General features: G+C 61.9%; 18 protein-coding genes. 9 read left to right on the top strand and 9 right to left on the bottom strand.

All coding sequences use genetic code 11. The features are described from left to right. Positions 1-64 precede the first annotated feature (64 nt). On the bottom strand, positions 65-682 hold the full coding sequence (locus QMK33_RS15470) for a helix-turn-helix domain-containing protein (protein ID WP_283565513.1): 618 nt from the start codon (positions 680-682) through the stop codon (positions 65-67). A 119-nt stretch (positions 683-801) separates the two neighbouring features. Here QMK33_RS15470 and QMK33_RS15475 point away from each other — a divergent pair, with 119 nt between their 5' ends. Next, positions 802-2,652 carry a sensor histidine kinase gene (locus QMK33_RS15475; protein WP_283565514.1) on the top strand — a complete coding sequence of 617 codons (1,851 nt, stop codon included), beginning with the start codon at positions 802-804 and terminating at the stop codon, positions 2,650-2,652. Beyond that, positions 2,627-3,397 carry a LytR/AlgR family response regulator transcription factor gene (locus tag QMK33_RS15480; protein ID WP_283565515.1) on the top strand — a complete coding sequence of 257 codons (771 nt, stop codon included), beginning with the start codon at positions 2,627-2,629 and terminating at the stop codon, positions 3,395-3,397. Before QMK33_RS15475 ends, QMK33_RS15480 begins: the two co-directional genes overlap by 26 nt. Positions 3,398-3,925: 528 nt before the next feature. Here the strand turns inward: QMK33_RS15480 and QMK33_RS15485 are convergent. Both QMK33_RS15485 and QMK33_RS15490 read right to left on the bottom strand, forming a co-directional pair. After that, a complete protein-coding gene (locus QMK33_RS15485) occupies positions 3,926-5,350 on the bottom strand; it encodes an NADH-quinone oxidoreductase subunit N (protein ID WP_283565516.1) in 1,425 nt (474 codons plus the stop codon). Positions 5,351-5,530: 180 nt separating this feature from the next. Continuing rightward, a complete protein-coding gene (locus tag QMK33_RS15490; RefSeq protein WP_283565517.1) occupies positions 5,531-7,009 on the bottom strand; it encodes a complex I subunit 4 family protein in 1,479 nt (492 codons plus the stop codon). Between the two features lie 202 nt (positions 7,010-7,211). On the opposite strand from QMK33_RS15490, the gene mnmH reads away from it, so the two are divergent. Then, the gene (gene mnmH / locus QMK33_RS15495; protein WP_283565518.1) at positions 7,212-8,219 is read left to right on the top strand and encodes a tRNA 2-selenouridine(34) synthase MnmH; all 1,008 of its coding nucleotides are present in this window, start codon (positions 7,212-7,214) and stop codon (positions 8,217-8,219) included. Between the two features lie 397 nt (positions 8,220-8,616). Here mnmH and QMK33_RS15500 read toward each other — a convergent pair whose 3' ends face one another. The 3 genes from QMK33_RS15500 to QMK33_RS15510 form a co-directional block, all read right to left on the bottom strand. Then, positions 8,617-9,675 carry a Brp/Blh family beta-carotene 15,15'-dioxygenase gene (locus QMK33_RS15500; protein WP_283565519.1) on the bottom strand — a complete coding sequence of 353 codons (1,059 nt, stop codon included), beginning with the start codon at positions 9,673-9,675 and terminating at the stop codon, positions 8,617-8,619. Positions 9,676-9,930: 255 nt separating this feature from the next. Further along, on the bottom strand, positions 9,931-10,707 hold the full coding sequence (locus tag QMK33_RS15505; RefSeq protein WP_283565520.1) for a bacteriorhodopsin: 777 nt from the start codon (positions 10,705-10,707) through the stop codon (positions 9,931-9,933). Positions 10,708-10,886: 179 nt separating this feature from the next. After that, a complete protein-coding gene (locus QMK33_RS15510) occupies positions 10,887-11,804 on the bottom strand; it encodes a carboxypeptidase-like regulatory domain-containing protein (RefSeq protein ID WP_283565521.1) in 918 nt (305 codons plus the stop codon). Positions 11,805-11,888: 84 nt separating this feature from the next. On the opposite strand from QMK33_RS15510, the gene QMK33_RS15515 reads away from it, so the two are divergent. The 4 genes from QMK33_RS15515 to QMK33_RS15530 are packed head-to-tail and all read left to right on the top strand — an operon-like array spanning position 11,889 to position 14,868. Then, complete coding sequence (locus tag QMK33_RS15515; protein ID WP_283565522.1) at positions 11,889-12,278, top strand: VOC family protein; 390 nt, start codon at positions 11,889-11,891, stop codon at positions 12,276-12,278. Between the two features lie 50 nt (positions 12,279-12,328). After that, a complete protein-coding gene (gene selD / locus QMK33_RS15520) occupies positions 12,329-13,387 on the top strand; it encodes a selenide, water dikinase SelD (RefSeq protein ID WP_283565523.1) in 1,059 nt (352 codons plus the stop codon). A gap of 21 nt (positions 13,388-13,408) precedes the next feature. Further along, positions 13,409-13,942 carry a hypothetical protein gene (locus tag QMK33_RS15525; protein WP_283565524.1) on the top strand — a complete coding sequence of 178 codons (534 nt, stop codon included), beginning with the start codon at positions 13,409-13,411 and terminating at the stop codon, positions 13,940-13,942. Continuing rightward, complete coding sequence (locus QMK33_RS15530; protein ID WP_283565525.1) at positions 13,939-14,868, top strand: glutamate--tRNA ligase family protein; 930 nt, start codon at positions 13,939-13,941, stop codon at positions 14,866-14,868. The genes QMK33_RS15525 and QMK33_RS15530 overlap by 4 nt, the downstream gene beginning before the upstream one ends. Before the next feature lie 119 nt (positions 14,869-14,987). Here QMK33_RS15530 and QMK33_RS15535 read toward each other — a convergent pair whose 3' ends face one another. Both QMK33_RS15535 and QMK33_RS15540 read right to left on the bottom strand, forming a co-directional pair. Further along, positions 14,988-16,367, bottom strand: a complete 1,380-nt coding sequence (locus QMK33_RS15535) for a sensor histidine kinase (RefSeq protein WP_283565526.1) — start codon at positions 16,365-16,367, stop codon at positions 14,988-14,990. Between the two features lies 1 nt (position 16,368). Then, positions 16,369-17,034, bottom strand: a complete 666-nt coding sequence (locus QMK33_RS15540) for a response regulator transcription factor (protein ID WP_283565527.1) — start codon at positions 17,032-17,034, stop codon at positions 16,369-16,371. 390 nt (positions 17,035-17,424) lie between these two features. Between QMK33_RS15540 and QMK33_RS15545 the strand changes: the two genes are divergently transcribed. Beyond that, positions 17,425-18,066: a Dps family protein gene (locus QMK33_RS15545; RefSeq protein WP_283565528.1), complete on the top strand. Its 642-nt coding sequence runs from the start codon at positions 17,425-17,427 to the stop codon at positions 18,064-18,066. Between the two features lie 165 nt (positions 18,067-18,231). On the opposite strand, the gene QMK33_RS15550 is transcribed toward QMK33_RS15545, so the two are convergent. After that, the gene (locus QMK33_RS15550) at positions 18,232-20,403 is read right to left on the bottom strand and encodes a S9 family peptidase (RefSeq protein WP_283565529.1); all 2,172 of its coding nucleotides are present in this window, start codon (positions 20,401-20,403) and stop codon (positions 18,232-18,234) included. A gap of 243 nt (positions 20,404-20,646) precedes the next feature. Here QMK33_RS15550 and QMK33_RS15555 point away from each other — a divergent pair, with 243 nt between their 5' ends. Next, the gene (locus QMK33_RS15555) at positions 20,647-21,450 is read left to right on the top strand and encodes a hypothetical protein (protein ID WP_283565530.1); all 804 of its coding nucleotides are present in this window, start codon (positions 20,647-20,649) and stop codon (positions 21,448-21,450) included. Positions 21,451-21,528 lie beyond the last annotated feature (78 nt).

Below are 21,528 nucleotides of genomic sequence, written 5' to 3' on the forward strand. Positions count from 1 at the left end.
GAGTGGACAGCCGGCGAAAAGCCGGCAGCCCGCCCCGGCTTCGTACACGGACTTGGAAACCGCTCTAGTTGGTTGCCTTGGTGGCCGGGGCCCCGAATGCCAGGGCGGCGGCTTCGGTCAGGGCGGCGGCCTCGGCGAGTAGGCCGGCGGCGCGGGCCAGCAGCAAGCGGTGCTGGGTGGCGGCGGCAGCGGGCAGGGGGCGGGCGTGGCGGTGCAGCCGGCTGGTGCGCCAGGTGGCGCGGGCCTGGGCATTGGCCTCGGGGGCGGCGGCGGCCTCGGTGGCGTCCGTAGCCAGCAGGGCGGCCTGCCAGTGCCGCGCCACCTGGGCTTGGTCGGCCAGTGCCAGCAGGTGGGCGGCCCGCTGCTGGCACTGGCGGCGGCGCAGGTCCAGGTCGGCGGCTTCGGGCGGGGCAGTGCCGGCGGGCAGGGCGGCAGTAGGAGCCGGGGCCGGCTCGGGGGCAGTGGGCAGATGGGGGAGCAGCGGCAGCAGGGCCGGGCGCACGGCGGCGCTCAAGGCCCGGCTGCCCCCTTCCAGCGAGCTGAGCATGGCGGAGGTGATGCCCAGGTCCAAGGCCAGTTCGGCCTGCGAGAGGCCAAACCAGGCCCGCACGTGGGCAGGAGGGTGGGTGCGGCGCGGCACACCCAATGACGACTTGATGTGAAGTATTTTATAAAAAAACAAAAATACTTGACACGCCCGACCTCATTTTTTGAGGTCGGGAACCGGCCACTTTGAGGCTGGCGGCGCTGACTAAGCCATTGCTTGGCCGGTACCTTTGCTTTCTTTTTACAGCCTCCGCTATGAGTTCTCTCTTCATCCGTTGGCAGCTGCCGGGCCGATGGCGGTGGGGCTGGCCGGCGCTGGGGCTGCTGCTGCTGCTGGCTGTAGCCAACGCGGCCGGCCAGCCCGCGCCGGCTGGCCCCACCCCCGCCGCCGCGCCGCTGGCCGACCACCTGCCCGTACCCGTCAACGCCGGTCAGGTACCTTTCTTCGCCCTGCTGCACGCCGGCGACTCGGTATATGCCCTCAAGCGCGGCGACGAGTCGCTGGCCCACAGCCTCAACTACTACACCAGGGCCCAGGCGCTGGCCACCACCGCCAACGACACGCTGCTGCTGGCCGAGGCCATTTTTGCCCGGGGCCGCGTGTACGATGCTTGGAACAAGGAGCCGCAAACCACGGTGGCCCTGTTCCGGCAGGCCACGGCGCTATTTCGGCGGGTGCCCGCCCAGCGCCTGCGCTACTACTACGCCTGGCATCTGGTGGCCCACGCCTACGATAAGGTGCCCGACACCCTGCGCACCATTGCCGAGCTGCAGGCCATGCGCCGCGAGCTGGCCGGGCAGCCCCCCGCCCTGCTGCGCCAGCTGCCCTTCACCGTCGAAATGGCCCTCATCGCCACCGAGGTAGGCCACTACATCCTGGCCGATTCGCTGCTCACTACCCTCGCGCGCCGGGCCTGGGTGCACAACGACCCCGAAACCTACGACCACCTCACGCATTATTACCTGGTGCGCAGCCGGGTCGATATCTTGGGTAGGCACCGCCCCGGCTCGCCCTACCTCGACTCGCTGGGCGGGGCCTACCGCCGCACCCACCCCGCCCCCGACCGCCTTTTCTACGCCCAAAACCTGGCCCGGCTTACTGCCGCCGCCGGGCAGTATGCCCTGGCCTACCACTACCTGAGCGACTACCAACACCTGAATGACAGCCTGCGCGGCAGTGCTGACGTGGGCCGGCTGCGGCAGGCGCTGCTGCGTTCGGAAGAGGCCGCCGGCCGCCAGCAGAGTGCCGCCGAGGCCGCCAGCCAGCTGGCCCGCACCCGCATCCTGTGGGGGCTGAGCGTGGGCCTGGTCGTTATTTCGCTGCTGAGCTTTCACCTGGCCCGGCAGGGGGGGCGCGCCAACCGCCAGGCGCACCGGCTGGCCACTATGAACCAGGAGCTTGGCGCCGCCAACCAGGAGCTGGCCACTGCCAGCCAGGCCGTGGCCGCCAGCAACCAGCAGCTCGACGGCAAGGTAGCCCAGGTGGAGCTGCTGAACAAGGAAATCCAGCACCGCGTCAAAAACAACCTGCATATCCTCTTCAGCCTGCTGCGCATGCAGGAGCGCCGCACCGACAACCCCGAGGTGCTGGAGCAGTTGCAGGCCGCCCGCCTGCGCGTCGAAAGTATTGCCACCCTGCACAACCAGCTGCTGCGCAACCCCGCCGGTCTGGATGTGGCCGACTACCTGCGGGCGCTCATCTCGGCCGTGGTAGCTTGCCTGGCCAACGGCCGCCAGGTGGTGACGCACCTGCGCACCGACGACCTCGACCTGCCCACCGATAGCCATTTTCCGCTCTCGCTCATTCTGAACGAGTGGGTAACGAACTCCATCAAGTACGCCGACACCGATGACCAAGCCTTGGAAATCAACGTGAGCGTGACCCGCCGCGCCGACGTCACCTGCATCGACTATGCCGACAACGGCTGGCCCCCCGACCCCCACCGGCCGGCCCCGCCCCAGCCGGCGCACGAGCTAGGCGGCCTCGGCACCCAAATTATTACCTTGCTGGCCCGCCAGCTCAACGCCACCCTCACTACCCGCCCCGCCCAGCCCTTTCACTACGCCCTGTGCCTGCCCCATGTCGCCCTCCCCACCCAAACTTAACCTGCTGGTAGTCGAGGACGAAGCCCTGATAGCCCAGGAGCTGGGCGATACCCTGCAAGACCTGGGCTATAACGTGCTGGCTACCTGCTACTCCTACGCCGAGGCCCAGCAAGCCCTGGCCCAGTACCAGCCTGACCTGGTGCTGCTCGACATCAACCTGCGCAGCGCCAACCCCACCCACAACGGCCTAGCCCTGGCCCAGCAGCTGCGCGAGCAGCCCGCGCCGCCGCCCTTCATTTTCCTCACGGCCTACAACGACCTCGATACCATTCGGCAGGCCACGCGCCTGCGCCCCAGCGGCTACCTCATCAAGCCGGCCAACGATGCGGCGCTGTTTGCGGCCATCCAAACGGCCATTGAGCGCGGCATCACCCAGCCGCAGGCCCCCCTGCCCGACCCCAGCGACCCCACCGGCACCCCCGATTATTTCTTCGTGAAAGCGGGCCTGCAAATCGTCAAGCTGAATTGGAACGACGTGGCCAGCCTCGAAGCCGGTAAAAACTACGTCACCCTGCGGGCTCCCGCCCTGCAGCTCGTGCACGCTATTCGCGGCTCGCTGGCCTACGTGCTCGACCAGCTGGTGCCGGCCCACCTGCGCGGGCAGTTTTTGCGCGTCAGCCGCAGCGTGCTGCTCCATCGCCAGCACATCACCAGCCACGACGAACAGTCGGTGTACTGCGGCAGCACCTGCTTCGAAAACGGCCACCTGGCCGACCGGCAGCTGAGCGAGCCGCCCAGCGTTTAGGTATAAGTGTCTATATTTTAATAGGTTAGCTGAATATAATGCTGCGCTTGACGGAAAATCCCTGCCGTTCCTGCTGCTTAGTTAAGCGATTGATTTAGTGAACAATAGAGAAGCTTCGCCGAGCGCAGCATGACTACCTTTCTGTATCAGAACTTACACAAACGGCCTTTTTTTAGCATTAGCGGGGCAATATGTTACTAGTAAGCTGTTGAAAATCAGCATTAAAGACCCGTAAGGACGGTACTCTAATGCTGCGTGGCCCGAGTGCGCCTCTACTGAGCTTTGTTGTTTTTGCGCAGGTGGCTGCTAGTGACATATCGCTCCGCTGGGGCTAAAAAAGAGCTTTCTGCACAGGTCTTATAATAAGTTATAAGTCTGATTATTAGACTTTTAATTCTTCATGCGGGTTTGAGAGCTTCTCTCAGCGGCTAGCTAAATAGGCAAAAAGAGAACGGTCATGCTGCGACAAGCGCAGCATGACCGTTCTCTTTTATAATCGCTTAGCGAGGCGTTACCAAAGACGCCCGCTTATAGCAAACCGCTCAGGAAACCCGGCAGAATACCCAGCACCAGCGTCATAATAGCTAGTAGCACCAGCGTGGCCGATTGAAAGCCATCGACCACAATCGGGGCTTCGTTGCCCGGCTCGGCGGGGCGCATGTACATGGCAATCACAGGCTTCAGATAATAGTAGATGCCCACCATGCTCATCAGCACCGCAAATACTACCAGCCAGATGTAGCCCTGCGCCACTACGGCCGTGAAAATGAAGAACTTACCAAAGAAGCCGCCCGTGAGCGGAATGCCGCCCAGCGACAGCATAGCCACCGTCATCACGAAGGCCAGCAGCGGGTTGGTGCGGGCCAGGCCCGCGAGGCCGGCGTAGTCTTCGCGCTGGCGCTGGTCCGACACGAGCTTGAGCACGCCGAAGGCCGCTACCGTAGCAACGGAATAAGCGAGGCTATAGAAGAAAATGGCCTGCGCGGCGGGGCCGCTTAGCTGGCCACGGCCGGCAATGAGGCCCAGTAGCAGGTAGCCCGCGTGGCTTACGCTGGAGTAGGCCAGCATGCGCTTGGCGCTGGTTTGCACGGCGGCCCCTACGTTGCCGAGTAGCAGCGTAAGCACGGCCATGGCCACGATGGTGGGCAGCCACACGGCGCTGGCGCCGGGCAGGGCCACCAGCAGCAGCTTGAGGAAGGCGGCGAAGCCGGCGGTTTTTACCACCGTGCTCATGAAGGCGGTGAAGAAGGTAGGTGTGCCCTCGTACACGTCGGGGGTCCAGAAGTGGAACGGCGCGGCCGATACCTTGAAGCCGATACCGATAACCATCATCAGCACGCCTACATACAGCATGGATTGCAGGCTGGCGTTGGCGGGCGTGGCAATGGCGGCGGCCAGCTCGTTGAGCTGGAAGGTGCCGGTAGCGCCATACACCAGCGCAATGCCGAAGAGCAGAATACCCGTGGCAAACGCGCCCTGCAAAAAGTACTTGAGCGCCGCCTCGTTGGAGCGCACGTTGCGCTTGTCGGAACCCGCGAGGCAGTACATGCTGATACTCAGGATTTCAATACCTACAAACAGCATGATGAGGTGGTTGTAGCTCACCATCATAATGGCCCCCACCAGCGAAAACAGCAGTAGCGAGTAGTACTCGGCCAGGTTGGGCTCGCCGGCTGCCACGTAGGAGCGCGAGAAGGGCAGTAGCACCAGCGTAGTGAGCAGCACAATGCCGCTGAAGGCCACCGAGTAGTTGTCCACGGTCAGCATCTGGGCCACGTAGGGCGAGTCGAACAGGCCCGTAATACTACCAGCGTGGTTCCAGTCGAGCAGGTTGACGCCGAACACGAGGGCCAGCACCACCAGCGCAAACGGCAGCAGCGCCCGGTTGGAGCGCATGAAGCCTAAGAACAGGTTGATGATGCCGAAGACGGAGAGGAGAACGATGGGGAGCATATTTTTAGCTGTTGGCTAATAGCTGTTAGCTGATAGCTTGATGTTGAGCTGTTAGCTGCTAATGGAGGCGTTGGTGCGGCCCATAGCCGTTTGCTCTTTTTGAATGGTCAGCTGTTAGTAACAACTAGCTGATTGAACAAAAGCCAACAGCTAAAAGCTATCAGCTAATAGCCAAAAAACTTACCGGCCAACGGCCGTCAGGATGCTGCTAATGGTGGGCTCCGATAAATGCAGGAACGTGCCAGGAAACAAGCCTAGCCAGAATACCAGCACGATGAGCGGAACAAACATGCCCAGCTCGGCCCCGGTGAGGTCGGTAATTGTGTCCGAATAAGCCGAGTCGGGCCCCAGCATAGCGCGCTGGTACATGCTCAGCAAGTACACGGCCGAGAAGATAATGGTGAGGCCCGCAATGGCCCCGGCCCACATATTGAACTCGTACACGCCGGCCAGCAGCAGGAACTCGCCCACAAAACCGCCGGTGAGCGGCAGGGCCACGGTGCTCAGCAGCATTACCAAAAAGCAAACCGAAAGCAGCGGCGTGCGGCGCGTGAGGCCGCCGAGGTCGGCCAGGTCGCGGGTGCCAGTGCGGCGCTCAATGGCATCAGCCACCAGAAACATACCCACCACATTAACGCCGTGGGCCAGCATTTGCACCACCGCGCCTTGCAGGCCGATGGCCTTGAGCGAGAATACGCCGGCAATCATCAGGCCCACGTGCGAGAGCGATGAGTAGGCGATGAGGCGCTTCATATCGCGCTGCCGAATGGCGATGATAGCGCCGTAGATAATGCCGATAATAGCCAGCACCATCACCAGCTGCTGCCACTGGCTCACGCCGAGGGGCACCACCGGCAGCAGCCAGCGCAGGCAGCCGTAGATGCCCATTTTCAGCATAATGCCCGAGAGCAGCATGGTGGCCGGGGCCGGCGATTCGGTGTAAGTGTCGGGCTGCCAGGTGTGGAAGGGGAAAATCGGCATCTTCACCGCAAAGGCGGCGAAGATGAGCCAGAACAGCCACGACTGCTCCGAGGCGGCCAACTGCTTGCCTGCGGCATATATCGCCTGAATATCAGACGAATGCGCGGCCAGCGAGCCGGCCATCGGGCTGGTTTGCAGGTATAAGTACACGAAGCCGGCCAGCATAAACAGCGAGCCAATAATGGTGTACAGAAAAAACTTGAACGTAATCTGGATGCGCCGCTCGTGGCGGCTCCAGGCCCCGGCCAGGAAATAAATCGGAATCAGCGCCACTTCCCAGAAGAAGTAAAACACGAACGCATCCATGGCCGTGAACACGCCCAGCAGGCCGGTTTGCATGAACAGCACCAGGGCGTAGAACGCGCCGGGGTTCTCGTACTCCTCGTGCCGAAACGCGGTGGCCAGAATGATGGGCACCAGCACCGTGGTGAGCAGCACCAAGCACAAACTCAGGCCATCAATACCAAGGTGAAAATTGATGCCCGCCGATGGTATCCAATTGAGGTTGAGGTCGAAGCCGGCCGGCCCGTTGCGAACGAAGGCGAAGGCCGCAAACACGGCCACGGCCAATTCCAGGAAGGAAGCGCCCAAGGCCAGGGCGCGGGCCGCGCTACCTTTGGCGAAGTGCAACAGAAGGGCGGCGGCAAGCGGGAAGAAGACGAGAAAAGCTGTCAGCATTAGCGAAAGCGTACGGCAAGCCGGCCGGAAGCCCGGAGAGTTTACCGCGAATTAGCTGCAAACTTACTGCCCGCACCGGGAAGGTAGGCCACCCGCGGAACGAAAAAGCGCCGTTAAGGGCTGGCGGTGCCACTGGCTTGCCCGTGGTTTGCCCCCGCCCGGCCGCCCGGCCCGTAAGTTTGACTATCCTATTTACCCGCTCATGCCCCGCCACCCGATTACCGATTTCCTGACCACCGCCACCGGCCCCATCCTCGACGTGCGCGCCCCGGCCGAGTACGCGCAGGGCCACATTCCGGGGGCGCTCAGCCTGCCGCTCTTCACCGATGAGGAGCGCGCCCGCATTGGCACCACCTACAAGCAGGTGAACCCCGACAAGGCCGTGCTGATGGGCCTCGACTTCTTCGGCCCCAAAATGCGCACGATGGTGGAGGAGGCCCGCAAGCTGGCTCCCGGCCAGGAAGTGCGCCTGCACTGCTGGCGCGGTGGCATGCGCAGCGGCGCCGTGCAGTGGCTGCTGGAGCTGGGCGGCCTGCACGTGAACCTGCTCGACAAAGGCTACAAAGACTACCGCCGCTGGGCGCTGGCCGAGCTGGCCCGCCCGCACCAGCTGCGCGTGCTGGGTGGCTACACCGGCAGCGGCAAAACCGCCGTGCTCCACGCGCTGGCCGCCCAGGGCGAGCCCGTGCTCGACCTGGAGGGCCTGGCCAACCACCTGGGCTCGTCGTTTGGGGCGCTGGGCCAGCCGCCGCAGCCCACCCAGGAGCAGTTTGAAAACGACCTGGCTGCCGCGCTGGCGGCCCTGCCCACCGGCCGCCCCATTTGGGTGGAGGATGAGAGTCGCAGCATCGGTAGCCTCACCGTGCCCACGCCCTTTTTTGCCCAAATGCAGGCTGCCCCGCTGCTGGTGCTCGACGTGCCCCGCGAAGCCCGCGTGCAGTACCTGGCCGCCAACTACGGCCGCCAGGATGCCGCCGGGCTGGCTGCTGCGGTGCTGCGCCTGCACAAGCGCCTCGGCGGCCTTGTTACCAAAGAGGCCCTCGGTGCCATCGCCGACAACGACATGCCCCGCATGGTGGACCTCGTGCTGGGCTACTACGACAAAACCTACGGCTTCGGCCTTACTGGCCGCCCCGCCGTGACGGTGGCCACCGAGGGGGTAGAGGCGGCGGCAAATGCGGCGCTGGTGCTGGCAGCGGTTGAAAACTAGCGCAACTTCCCTAGCCTGGGTATGTGTTCCGGGCTGACGGTAGAGCCGTCCGACCGGAGCACGTACCCGGGCCTCCAATAATTTTAAGGTTGGTGTAATGGAAGTGCGCGCAGCGGACGGGCGGTTGTCCGCTCGTTGTTCACGCTGCTTGTTTTTTCAAAGAGCGGGCAGCCGGCTGAACTCTGCTAGTCCGCCCCGTACGCTAACCTGAAAACCGCTTTAGGAACCGCAGAAAAAACTTGCTCACGTGGGAAGCATGAGTCGCCCCAGGCATGGGCCACCACCAAATAAGCTCAGCCAGTAATACTTATTTCAAAAAGCAACTACCCACGCAGTGAAGGCCGTAACTCGCCAATCGTTCTTCCAGAAGGATATGATTCCGCGCGACACGCCCTCGCTACAGCGGCACGGCTGGTGAAGAGGCGCGCAAGCCGCGCTGGCCAGGCGGGCGGCGGCTCAGCCCCCTCCAAAAGGGTGCATCCATGATAGTGGAGACGAGCACCGCGTGCGGCAGCGTTACCACCGACGCTACCACTAGCGCCAGACTAAACCAAGCCTCGGAATCTGGTAGGCGGGTGGCCGCCAGGCGGCCCAGCACCAACAGGGCCACGCAGCTTAGCAGTAGCAGCGGGGCCGCCCGCTTCAGAAAAAACGCCAGGCGCGGCAGCAGGGCCGGGCTAGCCGGCCGGCCCCGCTGCTGCCCCACGGCGTAGCCCAGCCAGCTGGTAAGCCGCAACACGTGCTGTAAGCTGTGCCAAAACACGAAGTACACGGCCACCGACAGCCGGGGCGGCAGCGCCACAAACAAGCCCGCGAGTAGCAATGTCTCCAATATATCGGTGCGCAGCGCGGCCCCGTGCTGCTGGCGGGCATGCCAACCCCACAGTGCCAAATGCCCAACCAAAGTCAGCAACCCCAGTCCTGCGGCTCCCGCCGCGAATGTGGCCGCGAGCACTGGCTGGCCCCCGGTGAAGGTCAACAAGCCGTTGATGACACTAGCAGTTTGAGCCGGCCACCACCAGGCGGGCACGGCAAATATCAGCAGGCCTCGTAGTACACTGTGTACCAGCCACAACCCTGGTTGCCCCTGGCACAGGGCCGGCGCATCGGCCGACCCCCAGTGCCACACCGTGAGGACCAGAAACAGGCCCACCGCCGGGGCCGGCCAGCGCCACCACAGCAGGCCCACCGCCCCAGCTAGGCCCAGGTAGCCCACTAAAAACCACAGCCAATAGCGCCAGCCGGTGGCCATTCGGCCACCGGCTGGCATCACCAGGTGGTCGCAAGCGCCGTGGGCCACGCCCAGCAGCACCATGCCCATGGCCAGCGGCGGCCCCAGTAGCCGCCCGGCCAGCGCCGGAAAGCCCAGCCCCAGGCCCGCCATCCCCAGCACAGCAGCGTAGGAATAGTACCGGTAGGGCCAGCCGCTGGGCGTGGTTTGCGAGAGGAGAGCCATGAGAAGAAATAAAAATTAACCAACTACCGGTCTGGCGGCCGGTGGACTTTGCTTCGCCTAAAGCCTGCTAAAGTTGAACGGCGAGTGCGAGCAACTCGCCTCGCTTAGCACAGTTCTCGGGTCTATTGAGCCAAACTATCTGCTTGAACACGAGAAGGTTATTTCGCGCTGATGCAGCAAAACCAAAACAGCCCGCCGCACGCCGAGGCGTGCGGCGGGCTGCCAGTAAAAAAAGCAGGTGAGCCAGCCGGCTCGCTACACCACAGAAGCGGCGGAGGAGGGCGCTACTTTCACCGCCGACTCGCTACGGGCAATGCCATAGACCACGAGGCCAAACCCGATTTTATTAATCGCATCGCCAATGTTGTAAATCAGGTCGAGGCTGTGCGCGTTCAAAATGCCCAGGCCGCCGTTGCTACCGAGCAGGCCGCCCGGCATGGCCATGTAGCCAATTGGGTAAATGGCCCAGCCCACCAGGATAAACCAAGCCAGGGCCCGCACGCCTTTCTGCACCGCCACCGAGTCGGTTTTGGCGGCCAGCTGCGCCACTTCGCCCAGCCAGGCTGTATACAGAATATAGAGGTAGCCTAGGGTCGAGAGCGAGCCCCAAATCATGGAGTGGCTCATCGAGCCATCGGTGAAGGCTTCCCCAATGTAGCCGCACACCAGCATAAATACGGCCGCCAGAATGAGTTTCCAGAGCAAGGCAATTTTAGCCCCGGCGGCGCGCACGAGCAGGTAGAACTCTATTACCATCAGCGGCACAGTCAGCGTCCAGTCAATGTAGCGCAGGGCAACCGGCGTTTCATGGGTGCTCACGTAGTAGTCGCGCATGTAGTAGTAATGCACGGAAGCAATACCCGTAATAAGGCCCGAAATCAACAGCGAGGTTTTCCACTTGTCGGCCACGGTGCCGCGCTCGAAGAGGAAGAACACCGCCGCTGCCATCATGGCCATGTAGCCGGTGAAGAAGGTAAAAGCGACCGGGTCATCAACCGGGATTCGCATGACGTCGAGTAGAATGCTGCGCATGATGGGAGGGGGTTAAGTGGCGTTACACTTCAATAATAAGTAATTGGTAATTAATGTTTTATTTGTAGGATATAAAAGGGCTTTATTTTTTTGAAAGAGGCTTTTTTAGCCTCAAAGTGCCCGGGTGGCCCCGGCGGCCGCACGTGCCATTGGCGGCCGCCGGAGCCGTCCGGTATGCGCTATTGTTTAGGAAAAGCCACCAGCGCATCAACCCGGGCGTTGCTATTGCGGAAGCGGCGCAGCTTGCCATCGGCCCCGTACCCTACGCCGTAGCGCGTCCATTTTTTGCCACGGTAGCTTTGCCAGGTGTTGCTCAGGTCATTGGTATTGGCATCGGAATTTGTGAGAGCGAGGCAGAAGGGGAGGGCTTCGGCTGGGTTATCTACCCACTCTACGCCCACAAAGCCTCCTTGCGCGGGTAGGGTCAGTTGGCTTTTCGCTAGCTGGAGGCGGAGCGTTTGGCTGCCAGGGGCAACCTTGAAAATCATCGATTCCGTACCAGTTTCCTGCGTGGGGCCGGTTGCCTGACTACCCGCCAGCGCGCAAACCCGCACGAGCGTGGGTTTGGGGTGCTGCGCGTTGGGCCTTGCGAGCAGCTTGAGTACCACTCCTTCCACTAGGCCGGCCGTGTGCGTTTGGTTTTCAATCCATACTACTACCCGGGTGCCCTTGCTGGTGCAGGCGCGGCTCAGATTGAAAAAGGTGTTTACCCGGTCGTCAACCCACCCAATGCGCTGCGTATAAAATTTTACCGACTGGCGCTTGGCCGAAACGGCTACTTCGCTCAGGGCTATCGGCGCTCTCTTTAAGTAGACTATTGGGCTGCTGGCCACCGTCTTCAGGTAAAGCTTTTCGCTCGTGTAACCCAGCGCCGAAACCAGAATGGAATCGAACGGCGCGGGGTTGCCGAGCTGCATATTTCCCTGCGCATCCGTTAAACCACCTTCGTTGAGGCGCAGGGCCGCCACTTGCGCGTACTCTATCGGCTGGTTCGTAGCCGCGTCTTTAACCGCAATAAGGATTTGAGACTGCGAAATTGTTGGTAAGAAGAATATTCCTCCCAGAAGGAAAAGCACGTTTGAAAGGCGATGAAGCATGCGTTTGGTCGCTAATGAAGGCCACTAAAAGTAGCTCAGCTGATAGCCTGAATTAACTAGTAGTAATACTAAATAAAATTGCCCATGACCCCAACGCTCCGCGTAGCGCGGCCAACCAACAACTTGGTTGCCCTGCGCCACTTCTACATTGAGGCCTTGGGCCTGAGCGAGTTGTACGCCTTCGCGGGCCACGATGGCTTCGATGGCCTACTGGTGGGCCAGCCGCAAGCCCCGTACCACCTGGAGTTTACCCAGCAGGCGGGCCACGTGGTGCCGCCCGCCCCAACCGCCGAAAACCTGCTGGTTTTTTACCTGCCCGAGCGTGCCGCCTGGGATGCCGCCGTGGCCCGCCTGCTGGCGCACGGCTACCCGGCGGTGCCGGCCCACAATGCGTATTGGGACCAGCGGGGCCGCACCTTTGCCGACCCCGACGGCTACCGCGTGGTGTTGCAGCACGCCGCCTGGACGCTCTAGAAAGAAAAACAACCGCCCGTCGGTTAGTACCTACTTACGCCCCTCATCCTATGACGCCCGAACTCGACCAAATCCGCCTCACCCAATACAGCCACGGCGCGGGCTGCGGTTGCAAAATTGCGCCCAGCGTGCTCGATAAAATCCTGCACAGCAGCCTACCCCAGCCCAACTACGACAACCTGCTGGTGGGCAACGGCAGCCGCGACGATGCGGCCGTGTACCGCCTGCCGGGCCAGGCCGGCCAGTGCGTTATCAGCACCACCGACTTCTTCATGCCCATCGTCGATGATGCCTTCGACTTCGGGCGCATTGCCTCGGCCAATGCCATTTCCGACGTGTACGCCATGGGCGGACGGCCGCTGCTGGCCATTGCCGTGCTGGGCTGGCCCATCGACAAGCTGCCGCCCGAAGTGGCGGCCCGCGTAACGGAGGGGGCCCGCGCCATTTGCGCCGAGGCGGGCATTCCGCTGGCCGGCGGCCACAGCATCGACTCGCCCGAGCCCATTTTTGGGCTGGCCGTAACGGGCTTGGTGAGCGAGCAAAACCTGAAGCGCAACGACACGGCCTCCGCCGGCTGCCGCCTCTACCTCACCAAGCCGCTGGGCGTGGGCATACTGACCACGGCGCAAAAGCGCGAGATTCTGCGGCCCGAAGACGCCGACGTGGCCCCCGCCCAAATGCGCCAGCTCAATAAAATTGGGGCCGACCTGGGCGAGATTGCGGGTATAAAAGCCATGACCGACGTCACGGGTTTTGGCCTGCTGGGCCACCTCTCGGAGGTGTGCGAGGGCAGCGGCGTGCAGGCGGTAGTGCGCTACTTGCACGTGCCGCGCCTAGCCGAAGCCGAGCGCTACCTGCTGCAAGGTGCGGTGCCCGGCGGCACCATCCGCAACTTCCAGAGCTACGGCCACAAAATTGGCCCGCTCACCGATGAGCAGAAATTCTACCTCTGCGACCCCCAAACTTCGGGCGGCCTTCTCGTGTGCGTAGAGCCCGGCGCGGCCGAGGCGGCCGCCCAGGCCGTGTTTGCCCAGTATGGGCTGACCCTGGAGTGTTTTGGCGAGCTGCGGGCGCATACCAAAGGTGAGCCGTGGATAGTGGTGGAGTAAGCGCAACCCTCGCAACGCATTATGAAAAGCAACATCGCTGATTTTAAGCCGCTTCGCCCGGAGCTGAAGCCGCAATTGAGTAGGGCTGAGCAGCGCTATCCGCGGGTATTGCACCTGATAGCCGAGTATGATGCAGCCAGCGACCACGGCGATGAGGCTGGGCTAAAGAAGGTTCTTGAGCAGCTTAAGTCGCTGACTGGCAAGCCAATTTCCGAAAGCGACCTGTTTGAATACTACGAAAGCGGGAGTAAAGAAGAGCTAGCCTTTCGGTTCTCGCTGCCCCCGCCGGTGCGGGTTGAAAATATTACGCAGGGCGAAGTAATCGAACTTGTCAATCGACTTACCAAACAGGTTGAGGAGCCAGCCGAAGAGTGGCAGAACCTGACGTTTGCCCAACAATTCAGCCAGTATTACTTGGAGGATTATTACTACGAATTGTTGAAAATAAACTGCCCCAAAAATTATAATTATAGTTATTTCACCCGGCAAAAACGAAAAAACGGCACATATTACCGGCTAACTCCTGCTGAAATTATAGCCCGATTTCTGGCATGAATTTGCCCGCCGGAAAACAGGAAACGCCTAATGAGCAACAAATAACCGGCCGGCTGGCCCCCACGCCCAGCGGCTACCTGCACCTGGGCAACGCGGTCAACTTTGTGCTCACCTGGCTGCTGGTACGCCAAGCCGGCGGCACCCTGCACCTGCGCATTGACGACCTCGACCGCGCCCGCCTGCGTCAGGCTTACCTTGGCAATATATTTGAGGTAATCAATTGGTTAAAAGTAGAGTATGATTACGGGCCAAGTGGCCCCGATGATTTTCTACGCCACCACTCGCAGTTGCTGCACCTGCCCGCCTACAACTACGCGCTGCGGCGCTTGGCCCTGCCCGGGGCCGCCCCGCCGCCGGGCTTGCTCTACGGCAGCCCCCGCTCGCGCACGGGCGGGGCCACCGCGCCCGTGCCACTGGCCACGCCCGGCGTGGCCTGGCGCGCCCGGGTGCCGGCGGGCACCACTATCAGCTGGGCCGATGGGGGGCAAGGGGCCGTGAACGTATCGCTAGCGGCCGAAATGCCCGATTTTGTAGTGCGCAAAAAAGACGGTGTGGTTGCCTATCAACTGGCCTCGGTGGTAGACGATTTGCGCCTGGGTACTACGCTCATTGTGCGCGGCCACGACTTGCTGCCCAGCACGGCGGCGCAGTTGTGGCTAGCTGGTCAGGTTTCTGATTTAAAGGATTTTAACCAGAACACTATTCAGCTTTTTCACCATGGCCTGCTCACTGACGCGACCGGGCAAAAGCTGAGCAAGGCGACGCAGGCGGCCGGCGAGACTGGTATTCTGCGCCACTCGGCGGGGCCGGCGGTGGTGTACCAGGCGGTGGCCCGGCTGCTGGGTCTGCCCTCCGGCGCGGGCGAGTCGTTGGCAACGTTGCAGGCTGCTTTGCCTGAATCACCAACAGCTTATAGAAGGCTTTAAGTCGTTGCGCCGGTCCGCCGGCGCAGCCGGCCGACCGGTTGACGTATGCGCCGTGTAGCCAGTCGTTGCGCCGGCGCAGCCGGCCGACTGGTTGACGCATGCACCGGCGCAACGACTGGCTACGCGGGGAAGCGTAGCGTAAACGCGGTGCCCTGCCCTAGCACACTCTGCACTTCCAGCTTGATGCCGAGGAGCGCGCTGGCCTTGGCCACGATGGACAGGCCCAGGCCGGTACCCCCGATGTGCTTGTGGCTCAGGGCATCGGAGCGGTAGAGGGGGTCGAAAATCTTGTCCAGCTCCTCGGGCCGAATGCCAATGCCCTCGTCGCGGATGGTGCAACTGAGCCCCGGCCCGGCCGGGGCCAGCACCACCGTAATGGCCGAGCCCGCCAGCGAATACTTGATGGCATTGGCCAGCACGTTATCCAGAATTAAATCGACCAGGTAGGGGTCCGAGGTAATGGGCGTGGGGTCGGGGTCCTGCACATCTACACGTATATGTTTGGTATTGAGACTGTTGCGATGACGGTGTAGCACGTCGTGCACGCAGCTGCCCACGGCCAGCTCGCGGTGATTAAGGGTCTTGGCGTGGTTCTCGAAGCGCGCCAATAATAGCAGCTGGTCTACGAGGTAAGTGAGACGGTCAATTTCCTGAATACCAAGCGAGATATTCTCCACGTACTCGGGCACCGTGCGGGGCTTACGCACCAGCACTTCGAGCGTGCCCCGCAGCACGGCCAGCGGCGTGCGCAGCTCGTGCGAGGCATCGGCGGTAAACTGCTTTTCGCGCTCCACGGCCTGCTCCACGCGGTGCAGCAGGCCGTTGATGGCGCTGGCCAGGGTGTGCAGTTCGTCGGGGCGTGGGGGCAGGGCCACGCGCTCGGCCAGGTTGGTGCGCGTAATGCGGTTGGTGGCCGCCGTAAGCTGAATAATGGGCGCAATGCTGCGCCCCGCCAGCCCCCGCGCGCTGCCAAACAGCACCAGCAGTACCACCGGAAACGACCCTAGCAGCACCATTTCCAGGCTGCTGAGCACCTGCTGCGCCGCCTCCGACGAAATGGCCGCCAGCAGGTAGCCCACCGTGGCCCCGCCCCGCACCACCGGTACTTGCAGTTGCCGCAGGGCCTTGCCACGCAGCACCGAGTTGCGGGGCGCGCGCCAGCCCGGCGTGGCATCGAAGGCCAGCTGGTCGGCCTTGAGGTTGGGCGAGCGGTCGGTGAGGTGCCCGCGCGCGTCGTTTACCTGAATAAATACTGGGGCAACCTGCACCTCCAGGTGCTCGCGCTCTTCCCACTCGCTGCGGTTGGCAAACCGGATGGTGGTGGCCGTTACCGCTAGCTCGCCCATGTGCTTGGTGGCCTCAAAGCGCAGGTTGCGGTCTAGGTCAGTATACACGCGGTGGTGCACCACTCCAAACACCACTAGGTAGGCGGCCGCCACCAGCGCGGCAGTGGCCAGCATGTAGTGCAGGGCAATGCGGTCTTTAAAGCGCAGGTTCATGTTAGTCGCGCGCAACATACCCAATGCCGCGAATGGTGTGCAAATATTCCTCTTCCTTGCCCAGGCGCAGCTTCTTGCGCAGCGCGTTCATATACACGTCGAGCACGCCGGTGTTGTACTCAAAGTGAATATCCCACACGTCCTCAATAATGCTTTGGCGGCGGCACACCTTGCCTTTGTGGCGCAGCAGGTATTCGAGCAGGGCAAATTCTTTCTGGGTAAGGGCAATTTCCTCACCATGCTTGTGCACCTGGTGGGTAGCCACGTCGAGCACAATGGGCCCCACCCCAAACTGCTCGGTGGGCCCCGCCGCCGGCCGCAGTTGCACCCGAATGCGCTCTAGTAGCTCCTCAAAGTGAAACGGCTTCCGGATGTAGTCGTTGGCCCCCGCTTGCAGGCCCGCCACGGTATCGGCCACGGTGTCTTTGGCCGTGAGAAAGATGATGGGCACCCCCACGCCCTGGCCGCGCAGCTGCCGGCACACCTCCAGGCCGGTGAGGCCGGGCAGCATCCAGTCTATCAGCAGCAGGTCGTAGGGCTGGGCTAGGGCGCGGGCCAAGCCTTCGGGGCCATTGTCGGCCACGTCTACCAGGTAGGCTTCCTCCTCCAGGCCTTGCTTCAAAAACCGGGCAATACCGGGCTCATCTTCTATCAATAGTAGGGGCATGGCTTAACATTATCATTTGTATTAAGTATAAAGCTTACGAAAAATAATTGTCCTTGCGAGCGCAGCGAAATAATAGCCCCCGAACAGCTCGTTTTAGTGCGATTGCTTCGCTGCGCTCGCAAGGACAAACGGCTTTTGCGTGAGTCCTGAAATAAAGAGCGTTAAAATAAAGAGCGCCGAAGCGATTAGCTGCCCGGCGCCCGTATAAGCTGGTAACGGTAATGCGCGCCGGGTGGGGGTGGGCTGGTAGGGAAACCCAGGATTCTTAAGGATATTTTAATTTTTCCTTAAGAAAACGCTAAGGTGACCATCCGTTAAAGGACTACTTAGCCAGAAGTAAGAACTACTTTCCAATGGGCTCCAACGCCTAGTTCACGCATTTTTTACGTTATGAAAATTTATCTGTTGACCGCTGCGGTGGCCGTTTTGGCCCTGAGTGCCCCCCGCGAAGCCGCTGCCCAAAACCGGCGCAATGCCCCCGCCGCCACCGGCACCATGGCCCCCGATAACACCCCCACGCCGCCCGCCGACGCCAACGGCAAGCTCGACTACCGCAACCCGGCCGCCGACGCCCAAATTCCGGTGGAGGCCGACAAGCGCAAGCCCATCACCGACGACCTGCAAGCCACCGTAGTAGAGCTGCTGGAGCTGTTTCACGAATCCAAGCAGAGCCACTGGAACCTGCGCGGCCCCATTTACCTGCCGCTGCACGAAAAGCTTCAGGAAAACGCCGACGAGTATCGCAAGTACGCCGACATCCTGGCCGAGCGCGTGCTGCAAGTGGGTAGCCCCATCGACAGCCGCACGGGCGTAGTAGCCGCCACGGCCAACCTAGGCGATTTCCCCGGTGGCTATCTCACAGATAAGCAAGTGCTTATCATGATGACCGAGCGCATCACCGTCGTAGCCAAGCGCGTGCGCCAGCGCATCGACCACCAGAGCAAGGTAGATGAGGTAACCTCCAACCTGCTGCAAGAGTTGAGCTACGCGCTCGACAAGCAGGTATGGCAGTTCCGCGTGCACATGCAATAAGCTGCCTGTAAGCGCAATAGGCCATAAAAAAGGCCCCGTTTCCAGGTTGGAAACGGGGCCTTTTTGTGGTTGATATGTTTTCACCGCAGCAGACGCAGCGGGCTTCGCAGAAGAACGACCTCTGCGTCTCATCTGCGTCTGCTGCGGTGAAAACACGCTGATACCCTACCGCCCGCCGGGAGGGCAATTCTCCTTCAAAAACTTGGTGTAGGTAGAACCCAGGTGGCGGCCGGTGCCCTCGCCCTCCGAAATGCTGTGCGAGCGGTTGGGGTAGCTCATCAGCTGAAACGTTTTATTGTTCTTAATCAGCTCATTAATCATCTGCTCGGCGTTGTTGTAGTGCACGTTGTCGTCGCCGGTACCGTGGATGAGCAGCAGGTTGCCGCGCAGGTCCTTGGCGTGGGCCAGCGGCGAATTATCCACAAAGTAGTGCTTGTCCTCGGGCAACAGGCCCATGTAGCGCTCCTGATAGATGTTGTCGTAGTTGAGCTGGTTGTCCACGGCCGCAATGGAGATACCCGTTTTGTAGATTTTGGGGTACTGCATCAGCAGGCTGAGGGTGGAGGAGCCGCCGCCGCTCCAGCCCCACACCGCCACGCGGCTGGTATCTACGTAGCTGTTTTTCAGCACTTCCTGCGCGCCCAGCGCCTGGTCGCGGATGTTGAGCGAGCCGATGTTGTGGTAAATGGCCTTGCGAAACTCGCGGCCGCGTGGGGCGGGCGCACCCCGGTTTTCGAGCGAGGCGTAGATGTAGCCATCGTCGGCCATGTTGCCCTGGTAGAGGCGGTTGAGGCCCGTGCCGAAGCGGTCGGTTACGGTCTGGCTGGCGGGCTCGCCGTACACGTAAAATACAATTGGGTACTTCTTCTTAGGGTCGAAGTTAGTGGGCTTTACCATCCAGCCGTCCAGGGTCACGCCATCGGCGGTTTTCACTTGGAAAAACTCCGTTTTGGGCACCTTGAAGCCGGCGGGCGTGGGGGGCGTTTCGCCGCCGCTCAGGCGCTGGTGGGCGGGCAGGCTCACTACGTCGGCCACCGGCAGGCTCGCGGCGCTGGAGTAGGTGTGCAGCGCAATTTTGCCGTTGGGCGAGATGTCGTAGCTATTGGAGCCAGCCTGGGCGGCGGGCGTCACGCGCTCGGCCTTGCCGCCCTTCAGCGCCACCTTGTAGAGGTAGGTTTGGGTGGCGTTGGCCGGCGAGGCCATGAAGTAAATCGTGCCCGTGGGCTCGCTAATGGTTTCGACGCTGATAACGTCGTAGTTGCCCGGTGTAAGTAGCTTTTCCTTGCCCGTGCGGTCGATGGCGTAGAGGTGGCGCCAGCCGTCCTTTTCGCTGGCCCACACGAAGCTTTTTTCGTGGTCAATCCAGTTCCAGCCCACGGCCCCGTCCTTGGCATCGACCCAGGCCTTGTCGGTTTCGCTGTAAATCGGCTTGGCCGCTCCCGTGGTGGTATTTGCCAGAATAATGTTGCTCTCGTTCTGGCGGCGATTGAGCTGCTGCACAATGAGTTCGCTCGGGCCGGCCCACTCCATGCGGGGCAGGTAATGCTGCACGGCATCGCCGGGGATGTCCATCCACTTGGTAGCGCCGCCGGCCACCGCCACCACGCCAATGCGAGCGCGGCTGGGGTCCTGGCCCACCACGGGGTACTCCACGGGCACGGTGTAGGGGTAGAGCTGCTCGGTGGTGTTGAGCATCAGGTAGTTGCGCGTTTTGGTCGCGTCGAGCTGCCAGTAGGCTAGGCTCTGGCCGTTGGGGGCCCAGCGGAAGCCGTCGCGGCAGTCCAGCTCCTCCTCGTACACCCAGTCGAAGGTGCCGTTGATGAGGCGGTCGGTGCCGTCCTGCGTGAGCTGGGTGATGGCGTGGTCGGCCAGGTTCTCTACGTACAGGTTGTGCTCGCTCACGTAGGCCACCTTGCTGCCATCGGGCGAAAACTTGGCAAACATCAGCGACGACTCGGGCCGGCCTTTGCCCAACTGGCTCAGCTGCTTGCTGTTGCGGTTATATACCCAGTAGTCGCCGCGGGTGTCGTAGCGCCACACTTTCTTGGTGTTGGTGTTGAGCAGCACCAGCTTGCCATCGTCGGAGAGCGAAAAGCGCCGCACTTTCAACGGTTCGGTGGCACCCTGGGGCGTGAGCTGCTGCTTGCTGAGAATGGTAGTTGGCTGGCCCGTTTTGCGGGCATCGAGCTGCACTATTTCGTCCTTTTCTACCCGCAGGTAGCCGTAGCCGTCTTTGGTCCACTGGGTGCCAGGGCCAACCTGCGCCCACGCGGCGCTGGTGCCGGCCAGTAAGAAGGCCGCTACCACGCCCGCCTGGCGCACTGTGTGCTGTATCATGTTTGGGAAATAAGAAGGTTTGTAGGGCTGAAATTAAGGCCGGCGCGGCCGTTGCGGCCGGTTTGGTTGCGCACTTGCCCGCCTTGCTGCGCAAGGACACCGGTTGCCACCCATAGGTGGCTTGGCCGCTGATTAATAGGCGGGCCCACCTACCGGCCCGTAACCGCTCCCGCACTAGCTTGCGTACTTCAGGGAGTGGCGTAGTGCGCACGGCGTGCGCCGCCCATCACTTATTTGGTACCTATGGCTACATCTGCTGCTTCCTCTGCGCCGGCTTCACCCACTCCTTCGCCGGCTCCCCGCAAAAAGACTGCCCGCCCTAAAAAGGCCCCCGCCACGCCCCCAGCGCCCGCCGCTACTGCCGAGGCCCTGCCGCCCGACCGCCTCCACCTCATTGCCGAGGGCCTGCGCGAAAAGTCCAGCGCCAAGCAGGCCATTTTCCGGGCTACGCAGGCCACGTTTACGCTGCTGCGCCAGGTGTCGCAGCAGCTGTGCCTGGAACTTACCCAAAAAGTAACCACCGATGCCGACGCCAGCGTGCGCATCGAGTGCCTGCCCGTCAACGAGATGGAATTTCACATTCGCTTCTCCGGCGATTTGCTGGTGTTCGTGATGCACTCCAACATCGTCACGTTTCCCGATGATTTTGGCCCGCTTACCACGCCTTACGTGGCAGCCGACTTTCGGCGACGCTTCTTCGGCCACATCATGGCCTACAACTTCATGGCTGATAGCATCCGCTACCAGCGCCTCAACGACCCCGGCTACCTGCTGGGCCGCCTGCTCATCAACATCGACAGCCACTACTTCCTCGAAGGCGTGCAGCAGCTAAAACTACCCGACAACGATATGAGCCACAATGCCATAACTGACGAGTCGCTGCGCCTCTTCGTAGAAAGCGCCATGATTGCGGCCGTCAACAACGACCTCATCGCCCCGCCGCTGCCCGAGATTCAGAAAATCAGCGTCAAGCAAAAGCTGGAGAATCAGCAGGTGAGCTGGGGTAGGAAGGTGGGTTTCAGCTTTTCCAGCCAGCAGCAGTTTTAACCGTTTGTCACCGCGAGCATGTTGCGCATCAAGCAAGGGCGTAGTGGCGCGCGGCAATCTTTCCTTGGTCGTCCTCGG

It is taken from the genome of Hymenobacter sp. H14-R3 (assembly GCF_030063445.1).
Lineage (GTDB): Bacteria > Bacteroidota > Bacteroidia > Cytophagales > Hymenobacteraceae > Hymenobacter.

What these genes read in the sequence shown, in the direction of transcription:
- QMK33_RS15475 (WP_283565514.1), top strand. Translation starts at nt 802, where the DNA reads ATGAGTTCTCTCTTCATCCGTTGGCAGCTGCCGGGCCGATGGCGGTGG.
- QMK33_RS15480 (WP_283565515.1), top strand. Translation starts at nt 2,627, where the DNA reads ATGTCGCCCTCCCCACCCAAACTTAACCTGCTGGTAGTCGAGGACGAA.
- QMK33_RS15485 (WP_283565516.1), bottom strand. Translation starts at nt 5,350, where the DNA reads ATGCTCCCCATCGTTCTCCTCTCCGTCTTCGGCATCATCAACCTGTTC.
- QMK33_RS15490 (WP_283565517.1), bottom strand. Translation starts at nt 7,009, where the DNA reads ATGCTGACAGCTTTTCTCGTCTTCTTCCCGCTTGCCGCCGCCCTTCTG.
- mnmH (WP_283565518.1), top strand. Translation starts at nt 7,212, where the DNA reads ATGCCCCGCCACCCGATTACCGATTTCCTGACCACCGCCACCGGCCCC.
- QMK33_RS15500 (WP_283565519.1), bottom strand. Translation starts at nt 9,675, where the DNA reads ATGGCTCTCCTCTCGCAAACCACGCCCAGCGGCTGGCCCTACCGGTAC.
- QMK33_RS15505 (WP_283565520.1), bottom strand. Translation starts at nt 10,707, where the DNA reads ATGCGCAGCATTCTACTCGACGTCATGCGAATCCCGGTTGATGACCCG.
- QMK33_RS15510 (WP_283565521.1), bottom strand. Translation starts at nt 11,804, where the DNA reads ATGCTTCATCGCCTTTCAAACGTGCTTTTCCTTCTGGGAGGAATATTC.
- QMK33_RS15515 (WP_283565522.1), top strand. Translation starts at nt 11,889, where the DNA reads ATGACCCCAACGCTCCGCGTAGCGCGGCCAACCAACAACTTGGTTGCC.
- selD (WP_283565523.1), top strand. Translation starts at nt 12,329, where the DNA reads ATGACGCCCGAACTCGACCAAATCCGCCTCACCCAATACAGCCACGGC.
- QMK33_RS15525 (WP_283565524.1), top strand. Translation starts at nt 13,409, where the DNA reads ATGAAAAGCAACATCGCTGATTTTAAGCCGCTTCGCCCGGAGCTGAAG.
- QMK33_RS15530 (WP_283565525.1), top strand. Translation starts at nt 13,939, where the DNA reads ATGAATTTGCCCGCCGGAAAACAGGAAACGCCTAATGAGCAACAAATA.
- QMK33_RS15535 (WP_283565526.1), bottom strand. Translation starts at nt 16,367, where the DNA reads ATGAACCTGCGCTTTAAAGACCGCATTGCCCTGCACTACATGCTGGCC.
- QMK33_RS15540 (WP_283565527.1), bottom strand. Translation starts at nt 17,034, where the DNA reads ATGCCCCTACTATTGATAGAAGATGAGCCCGGTATTGCCCGGTTTTTG.
- QMK33_RS15545 (WP_283565528.1), top strand. Translation starts at nt 17,425, where the DNA reads ATGAAAATTTATCTGTTGACCGCTGCGGTGGCCGTTTTGGCCCTGAGT.
- QMK33_RS15550 (WP_283565529.1), bottom strand. Translation starts at nt 20,403, where the DNA reads ATGATACAGCACACAGTGCGCCAGGCGGGCGTGGTAGCGGCCTTCTTA.
- QMK33_RS15555 (WP_283565530.1), top strand. Translation starts at nt 20,647, where the DNA reads ATGGCTACATCTGCTGCTTCCTCTGCGCCGGCTTCACCCACTCCTTCG.